This is a genomic window from Pseudomonas sp. A014 (assembly GCF_052378495.1).
In the GTDB taxonomy this organism is placed as follows: domain Bacteria; phylum Pseudomonadota; class Gammaproteobacteria; order Pseudomonadales; family Pseudomonadaceae; genus Aquipseudomonas; species Aquipseudomonas machongensis.
Genome location: NZ_CP199001.1, coordinates 5998478 through 6006889, shown reverse-complemented (window position 1 = coordinate 6006889; position 8412 = coordinate 5998478). Strand labels below are relative to the sequence as shown.

Below are 8412 nucleotides of genomic sequence, written 5' to 3'. Positions count from 1 at the left end.
GGATATCCCCTGAGTTGAAAGCCGGATGAGGCAAAAACAAACCGCCATTGTACCGGGCGAGCATTCACTTATCCACATGTCGTGGCGTGTTGAGCTGTGCCAAATCAGTCATTTAGAGGCAAAAACGCCCCTGCAAGTCGAATATAAGCCCTGTGGATAACGGCACGTGAGGCCTATGCACAACCCAGGGCTCAACCCTGTGGATAATTCATCTGTGGATAAACACCACTTCCGTCCACAGCTTTTCCGCGGTTCCGGCACAGCCAAAGCACCTGTTACCGACATACTTATGATTCTCTGTACAGTCGATAGCTTGTGGCCTGCAGAAGGTTATCCACAGATACTTATCCACTTAAGATCTATAAGTTCTTCAGAAAAGCTTTCTATATGTCTCTCTTTTTTTTCATGTTGAGCATCTGTTCGGTGTGAATCAACTGCTCTCTCGACCAGCCAGAAGGAAAGGCCGCCTATAAGGAATGCTGGTTGGAAATTGACCTATCGTCTTGCTTTCTCTAGAATCGCCGGTCTCTTAAAAAGGGGGCCATCCCGGCCCGTTGTCGACAACCCAGGTAACACGCCATGAAACGTACTTTCCAACCAAGCACCATCAAGCGCGCGCGCACCCACGGTTTCCGTGCCCGTATGGCCACCAAGAACGGCCGCGCTGTTCTGTCGCGTCGTCGTGCCAAAGGCCGTAAGCGTCTGGCAATTTGATTTTTCGGCACAGGTGGTGAGTCAGGACTTCAGTCGGGATAAGCGACTGCTTACACCCCGGCATTTCAAAGCAGTCTTCGACTCCCCAACCGGCAAGGTTCCAGGGAAAAGCCTGCTCATCCTTGCCCGCGAGAACGGCCTCGATCATCCACGCCTCGGCCTGGTGATCGGCAAGAAGAGCGTCAAGCTCGCCGTTCAACGCAACCGCCTCAAACGCCTGATGCGCGACTCTTTCCGTCTGAACCAGCAAAGTCTGGCTGGACTGGATATCGTGATCGTCGCGCGCAAGGGGTTGGGTGAGATAGAAAACCCAGAATTGCACCAACACTTTGGCAAACTCTGGAAGCGCCTGGCCCGCAGTAGGCCCTCTCCAGCGGTACTTGCCGATTCCGCACGGGTAGACAGTCACGATGCGTAAACTGGCCCTCGTTCCGATCCAGTTCTACCGTTACGCCATTAGTCCTCTGATGGCCAGTCACTGTCGTTTCTACCCCAGCTGCTCCTGTTACGCGTACGAAGCCATAGAAAACCATGGCCTCTTGCGTGGCGGGTGGCTTGCCGTTCGTCGCCTGGGTCGTTGTCATCCGTGGAATGATGGCGGTTTCGATCCCGTCCCGCCTGCTCCTTCCTCCCGAACTTCTTCGATAGCCGAGTAATCATGGATATTAAACGCACGATCCTGATCGTCGCCCTGGCAATCGTGTCCTACGTTCTGGTCCTCAAGTGGAACCAGGACTATGGTCAGGCAGCCTTGCCGACTCAGCACACGGCGGCCAACAACGCTGCACCGGCCCTGCCGGACACCGTTGCGGCCGGAAACACCGGCGCCAGCGACGACCTGCCGAGCGTCAACGCCCATGCAAGTTCTGCTGAAATTGCGCCAGTCGCAGTCAGCAAGGACCTGATCCAAGTAAAAACCGATGTCCTGGACCTGGCTATCGACCCGGTCGGCGGCGATATCGTCCAGCTGACCCTGCCCAAGTACCCACGTCGTCAGGATCATCCTGACATCGCTTTCCAACTTTTCGACAACGGCGGTGAGCGCCTGTACGTGGCCCAGAGCGGTCTGATCGGGACCAACGGTCCGGACGCCCATTCTACCGGTCGCCCGCTGTATGCCTCCGAGCAGAAGAGCTACCAGCTGGCAAACGGCCAGGACCAACTGGTGGTCGACCTCAAGTACAGCGACAACGGTGTCAACTACATCAAGCGCTTCAGCTTCAAGCGCGGTGAGTACGACCTTAACGTCAGCTACCTGATCGACAACCAGAGCGCCACGCCCTGGACCGGCAGCATGTTTGCCCAGCTCAAGCGCGATGCTAGTTCCGATCCTTCTTCGAGTACCGCTACCGGCACTGCGACTTACCTAGGCGCAGCCCTGTGGACAAGTTCGGAGCCGTACAAAAAGGTGTCGATGAAGGATATCGACAAGGCTAACGAAGCTGAGAAGACTGGCAAAAAAGCGTATCTGAATGAAAATGTGTCTGGCGGGTGGGTCGCCTGGCTGCAGCACTACTTCGTCACTGCGTGGATTCCGGCCAAGTCGGACAACAACGTGATGCGCACCTTCAAGGACAGCCAGGGCAACTACATCATCGGCTACACCGGCCCTGCGCTGAGCGTACCTGCCGGCGGCAAGGTCGAGACCAGCGCCATACTGTATGCCGGTCCGAAGATCCAGTCCAAGCTCAAGGAGTTGTCCCCAGGCCTGGAACTGACCGTCGACTATGGCTTCCTGTGGTTCATTGCCCAGCCGATCTTCTGGCTGCTGCAACATATCCACAGCCTGCTGGGTAACTGGGGCTGGTCGATCATCGTCCTGACCATGCTCATCAAGGGCCTGTTCTTCCCGCTGTCGGCTGCCAGCTACCGTTCGATGGCGCGCATGCGTGCCGTGGCGCCAAAACTGGCCCAGCTCAAGGAACGCTTCGGCGATGATCGCCAGAAGATGTCCCAGGCGATGATGGAGCTGTACAAGAAAGAGAAGATCAACCCGCTGGGTGGCTGCCTGCCGATCCTGGTGCAGATGCCAGTGTTCCTGGCCTTGTACTGGGTACTGCTGGAAAGCGTCGAGATGCGCCAGGCCCCTTGGATGCTGTGGATTACCGACCTGTCGATCAAGGATCCGTTCTTCATCCTGCCGATCATCATGGGCGCCACCATGTTCATCCAGCAGCGTCTGAACCCTACGCCACCGGATCCGATGCAGGCGAAGGTCATGAAAATGATGCCAATCATCTTCACCTTCTTCTTCCTGTGGTTCCCGGCTGGTCTGGTGCTGTACTGGGTTGTGAACAACTGCCTGTCGATCACTCAGCAGTGGTACATCACCCGTCGCATCGAAGCAGCAACCAAAAAAGCTGCTGCTTGACAGGCCGATCCATTAGCCTGTGAATAAAAACGCCCCCTCGTGGGGCGTTTTTGCTATCCGTCGTTTTGTCGTAGAGGCTTTCGAGCATGAATACCGTGCGTGAAACCATTGCCGCCATCGCCACCGCCCAGGGCCGTGGTGGCGTCGGTATCGTCCGTTTGTCCGGGCCATTGGCGAGCCAGGCCGGTCAGGCCATCACCGGACGTACACTGACCCCGCGCCATGCCCACTACGGGCCCTTCCGTGGCGACGATGGCCTGGTCCTGGATGAAGGTATCGCGCTGTTCTTCCCTGGCCCCAACTCGTTCACCGGTGAAGACGTTCTGGAACTGCAGGGGCATGGAGGGCCGGTTGTGCTCGACATGCTGCTGCAGCGCTGTGTCGAATTGGGCTGCCGCCTTGCCCGTCCTGGCGAGTTCAGCGAGCGGGCGTTCCTCAACGACAAGCTCGACCTGGCCCAGGCTGAAGCGATCGCCGATCTGATCGAAGCCAGTTCCACCCAAGCCGCACGCAATGCCCTGCGTTCGCTGCAAGGTGCCTTCTCCAAGCGTGTCCATGCATTGACCGAGGCGTTGATCGCACTGCGGATCTATGTCGAGGCAGCTATCGATTTTCCCGAAGAAGAAATCGATTTCCTGGCCGACGGGCACGTGCTGAAAATGCTTGAAGCAGTCAGGAACGACTTATCCACAGTGCAGCGCGAGGCTGGCCAAGGCGCGCTGCTGCGCGATGGCATGACCGTGGTGATCGCCGGCCGTCCGAATGCCGGCAAGTCCAGCCTGCTCAACCAGTTGGCTGGTCGCGAAGCGGCAATCGTCACAGACATCGCCGGCACCACCCGGGACATTCTGCGCGAACATATCCACATCGATGGCATGCCGCTGCACGTGGTGGATACCGCAGGACTGCGCGCTACCGACGATCACGTGGAAAAGATCGGTGTGGAGCGTGCTCTCAAGGCCATTGGCGAAGCTGACCGGGTGCTGCTGGTGGTGGACTCCACTGCGCCTGAGGCCAACGATCCGTTCGCACTGTGGCCCGAGTTCCTCGATCAACGGCCGGATCCGGCCAAGGTCACGCTGATTCGCAACAAGGCCGACCTGAGTGGCGAGATCGCCGGTATCGAGCAGAGTGATGATGGCCACGTGACGATCACCCTCAGCGCAAAGGGCGATGCCACGGGGCTGGATCTGCTGCGTGACCACCTCAAAGCCTGCATGGGTTATGAACAGACTGCGGAAAGCAGCTTCAGCGCACGCAGGCGGCATCTGGATGCGCTGCGCCAGGCCAGTGCACACCTTGATCATGGTCATGCCCAACTGACACTCGCTGGCGCCGGTGAGTTGCTGGCAGAGGACCTGCGCCAGGCTCAGCAGGCCCTGGGAGAGATCACCGGTGCGTTCAGCTCGGATGACCTGCTCGGAAGGATCTTCTCGAGCTTCTGCATCGGTAAGTAACGCACAGCCCGGCAATACCAAGGCCGCTCCAGTGAGGAGCGGCTTTTTTTTGCCTGCCGGAAACCCGGAAGCGGGCTTCTCTTGATTCGATCACCCGCATGTAAATCTCATCCACAGGCTAAAACGATCATCAGGAGCCCTGTGGAAAACTGCCCTTCAGGTCCGTTGATAACCAGGCTTTTTTTCTGAGGACAAACCCACCTGTGGGTAACACGAACTTTAATCCACAGGTTAAACGCTGTTATCCAGAGCCCTCAGCCTACCTTCGACACAGGGTTATGATTCTCTACAGGCATCATGAATACTGGCCTCAAATCACTTATCCACATGTGGATAGCCGCCTAAGAATAAACATAAAAACAAAGCTTTTATAAATTTTTCCTTTTTGATTTCTATTGCCGCCATTCATCCACAGATTGGTCAAAATTTGCTCAGACGGTTTCACTAGAGCGGGTGATGTCCCTATACTTGTCGGCTTACCTTCTCTATTCGCAAAAACAGGCACGAGGTGCGTGGTGGATTTCCCTTCCCGTTTTGAAGTGATCGTCATCGGCGGCGGCCATGCCGGTACCGAGGCTGCGCTTGCGTCCGCACGCATGGGTGTGAAAACCCTGCTGCTGACCCATAACGTGGAAACCCTCGGTCACATGAGTTGCAACCCGGCCATCGGTGGCATCGGCAAGAGCCACCTGGTCAAGGAAATCGATGCGCTCGGCGGCGCCATGGCGCTGGCTACCGACAAGAGCGGCATCCAGTTCCGCATCCTGAACAACCGCAAGGGGCCGGCGGTACGCGCCACCCGTGCACAGGCCGACCGCGCCATCTACAAGGCCGTAGTCCGCGAGATCCTGGAAAACCAGCCGAACCTGTGGATATTCCAGCAGTCCTGCGATGACCTGATCGTCGAGCAGGACCAGGTCAAGGGTGTGGTGACACAGATGGGCCTGCGCTTCTTCGCCGACTCTGTGGTGCTGACTACCGGCACCTTCCTCGGTGGACTTATCCACATCGGCCTGCAGAATTACTCCGGTGGCCGCGCAGGTGATCCTCCCGCCATTGCCCTGGCTCATCGTCTGCGTGAGCTGCCGCTGCGTGTCGGCCGTTTGAAAACTGGCACACCGCCGCGTATCGATGGCCGCTCGGTAGATTTCTCGGTGATGGGCGAACAGCCAGGCGATACCCCGATCCCGGTGATGTCGTTCATGGGCAGTGCCCAGATGCATCCGCGGCAGGTCAGTTGCTGGATCACCCACACCAACGCCCGTACCCACGAGATCATCGCCTCGAACCTCGACCGTTCACCGATGTATTCCGGTGTGATCGAAGGCATTGGCCCGCGCTACTGCCCGTCGATCGAGGACAAGATCCATCGCTTCGCCGACAAGGAAAGCCATCAGGTATTCATCGAGCCGGAAGGCTTGAACACCCATGAGCTGTATCCCAACGGCATCTCGACCTCGCTGCCGTTCGATGTGCAACTGCAGATCGTTCGTTCGATCCGTGGCATGGAGAACGCGCACATCGTGCGTCCGGGTTATGCCATCGAGTACGACTACTTCGATCCGCGTGATCTCAAGTACAGCCTCGAGACCAAGGTCATCGGCGGCTTGTTCTTCGCAGGTCAGATCAACGGCACCACCGGCTACGAAGAAGCCGGCGCGCAGGGCCTGCTGGCCGGCACCAACGCCGCGCTGCGTGCGCAGGGGCGCGAAAGCTGGTGCCCACGCCGTGACGAGGCGTACATCGGCGTGCTGGTCGATGACCTGATCACCCTGGGTACCCAGGAGCCGTACCGCATGTTCACTTCGCGTGCCGAATACCGGCTGATCCTGCGCGAAGACAACGCTGACCTGCGTCTGACCGAGAAAGGCCGCGAACTGGGGTTGGTCGACGATGAGCGCTGGGCCGCCTTCACCGCCAAGCGCGAAGGCATCGAGCGTGAAGAACAGCGCATGAAGAGCACCTGGATCCGCCCGGGTACGCCGCAAGGCCAGGCCGTTGTGGATAAGTTCGGTACTCCGTTGGCCCACGAGTACAACCTGCTCAACTTGCTGGCGCGCCCCGAGATCGACTACGCCGGGCTGATCGAAGCCACAGGCGGCGATGTAATCGATCCACAGGTGGCCGAACAGGTCGAGATCAAGACCAAGTACGCTGGCTACATCGATCGCCAGCAGGACGAGATCGCCAGGCTGCGCGCCAGCGAAGACACTCGCCTGCCTGTGGATATCGACTACGCTGGCATTTCCGGGTTGTCCAAGGAAATCCAGAGCAAGCTCGGCCAGACCCGTCCGGAAACTCTCGGCCAGGCTTCGCGTATTCCCGGCGTTACCCCGGCGGCAATTTCCCTGTTGCTGATTCACCTGAAAAAACGCGGCGCTGGCCGCGAATTGGAGCAAAGCGCTTGAGTTCCCTGGTCACCCCGCAACATGCCGAAGAGTTGTCCACAGGTGCGCGCCAGCTTGGAGTCGAGCTGAGTGCGCAGCAGCACGAACTGCTGCTGGGGTACCTGGCCCTGTTGATCAAATGGAACAAGGCCTACAACCTGACCGCAGTGCGCGATCCGGACGAGATGGTGTCGCGCCATCTGCTCGACAGCCTCAGCGTCATGCCGTTTATCCACAATGACACCCAGCGCTGGCTGGATGTCGGCAGCGGCGGCGGCATGCCTGGTATCCCGCTGGCTATCCTGCATCCGCACAAGCAAGTGACGGTGCTGGACAGCAACGGCAAGAAGACCCGCTTCCTGACGCAGGTGAAGATGGAGCTGAAACTCGACAACCTGACGGTTATCCACAGCCGCGTGGAAGAGGTCCAGCCCGAGCAGCCGTTCTGCGGCATCATCTCTCGCGCCTTCAGCAGCATGGAGAATTTCACCAACTGGACCCGCCACCTGGGTGACGCCCGAACGCAATGGCTTGCAATGAAGGGGCTGCATCCTGCCGATGAACTGGTAGCATTGCCCGCAGACTTCACAGTGGAAAGCGAGCAGGCCCTGACCGTCCCAGGTTGCCAGGGCCAGCGCCATCTGCTGATACTGCGCCGCAAGGCTTGACTGGGAACACACGCAACAATGGCTAAGGTATTCGCAATCGCGAACCAGAAAGGTGGTGTCGGCAAGACCACTACCTGCATCAATCTCGCCGCATCGCTGGCCGCGACCAAGCGTCGCGTGCTGCTGATCGACCTCGATCCACAGGGCAACGCCACCATGGGCAGCGGTGTGGATAAACACGAGCTCGAGCACTCGGTGTACGACCTGTTGATCGGGGAATGCGACCTGGCCCAGGCCATGCAGTACTCCGAGCACGGCGGCTTCCAGCTGTTGCCCGCCAACCGTGACCTCACCGCCGCAGAGGTGGTGCTGCTGGAAATGCAGATGAAGGAGAGCCGCCTGCGCAACGCGCTGGCGCCTATCCGCGACAACTACGACTACATCCTCATCGACTGCCCGCCGTCGTTGTCGATGCTGACGCTGAACGCCCTGGTCGCTTCCGATGGCGTGATTATCCCCATGCAGTGCGAGTACTACGCGCTGGAAGGCCTGAGCGACCTTGTGGATAACATCAAGCGCATCGCTGCCCGGTTGAACCCGGAGCTGAAGATCGAAGGCCTGCTGAGGACCATGTACGACCCGCGCCTGAGCCTGAACAACGATGTTTCGGCCCAGCTCAAGGAGCATTTCGGCGATCAGCTCTACGACACCGTGATTCCGCGCAATATTCGCCTGGCCGAGGCTCCGAGCTTCGGTATGCCGGCGCTGGCCTACGACAAGCAATCACGTGGTGCGCTCGCCTACCTGGCCCTGGCTGGTGAACTGGTGCGCCGTCAGCGCCGTCAATCCCGCACTGCACAAACAACTTAAGGAAT

The 8412-nt window shown here is 58.7% G+C and carries 8 protein-coding genes; all 8 read left to right on the top strand.

What is annotated here, in order from left to right:
• Nucleotides 1–579: 579 nt before the first annotated feature.
• The 8 genes from rpmH (at nucleotide 580) to ACTYOL_RS27580 (ending at nucleotide 8407) form a co-directional block, all read left to right on the top strand.
• Entirely contained in the window at nucleotides 580–714 is a 135-nt protein-coding gene (rpmH, locus tag ACTYOL_RS27615) for a 50S ribosomal protein L34 (protein ID WP_003253163.1), read from the top strand.
• 13 nt (nucleotides 715–727) lie between these two features.
• The gene (gene rnpA, locus ACTYOL_RS27610; RefSeq protein WP_082420920.1) at nucleotides 728–1132 is read left to right on the top strand and encodes a ribonuclease P protein component; all 405 of its coding nucleotides are present in this window, start codon (nucleotides 728–730) and stop codon (nucleotides 1130–1132) included.
• Nucleotides 1125–1370 carry a membrane protein insertion efficiency factor YidD gene (gene yidD, locus ACTYOL_RS27605; RefSeq protein WP_011536514.1) on the top strand — a complete coding sequence of 82 codons (246 nt, stop codon included), beginning with the start codon at nucleotides 1125–1127 and terminating at the stop codon, nucleotides 1368–1370. Before rnpA ends, yidD begins: the two co-directional genes overlap by 8 nt.
• A gap of 2 nt (nucleotides 1371–1372) precedes the next feature.
• On the top strand, nucleotides 1373–3085 hold the full coding sequence (yidC, locus tag ACTYOL_RS27600) for a membrane protein insertase YidC (RefSeq protein ID WP_444757378.1): 1713 nt from the start codon (nucleotides 1373–1375) through the stop codon (nucleotides 3083–3085).
• A gap of 86 nt (nucleotides 3086–3171) precedes the next feature.
• Nucleotides 3172–4542 (top strand): tRNA uridine-5-carboxymethylaminomethyl(34) synthesis GTPase MnmE, encoded by a 1371-nt coding sequence (gene mnmE, locus ACTYOL_RS27595; RefSeq protein WP_444757377.1) that lies wholly within the window; start codon nucleotides 3172–3174, stop codon nucleotides 4540–4542.
• A gap of 515 nt (nucleotides 4543–5057) precedes the next feature.
• Complete coding sequence (mnmG, locus tag ACTYOL_RS27590) at nucleotides 5058–6950, top strand: tRNA uridine-5-carboxymethylaminomethyl(34) synthesis enzyme MnmG (protein ID WP_063541908.1); 1893 nt, start codon at nucleotides 5058–5060, stop codon at nucleotides 6948–6950.
• On the top strand, nucleotides 6947–7597 hold the full coding sequence (gene rsmG, locus ACTYOL_RS27585) for a 16S rRNA (guanine(527)-N(7))-methyltransferase RsmG (protein WP_065864647.1): 651 nt from the start codon (nucleotides 6947–6949) through the stop codon (nucleotides 7595–7597). Before mnmG ends, rsmG begins: the two co-directional genes overlap by 4 nt.
• Nucleotides 7598–7615: 18 nt before the next feature.
• Complete coding sequence (locus tag ACTYOL_RS27580; RefSeq protein ID WP_063541904.1) at nucleotides 7616–8407, top strand: ParA family protein; 792 nt, start codon at nucleotides 7616–7618, stop codon at nucleotides 8405–8407.
• Nucleotides 8408–8412 lie beyond the last annotated feature (5 nt).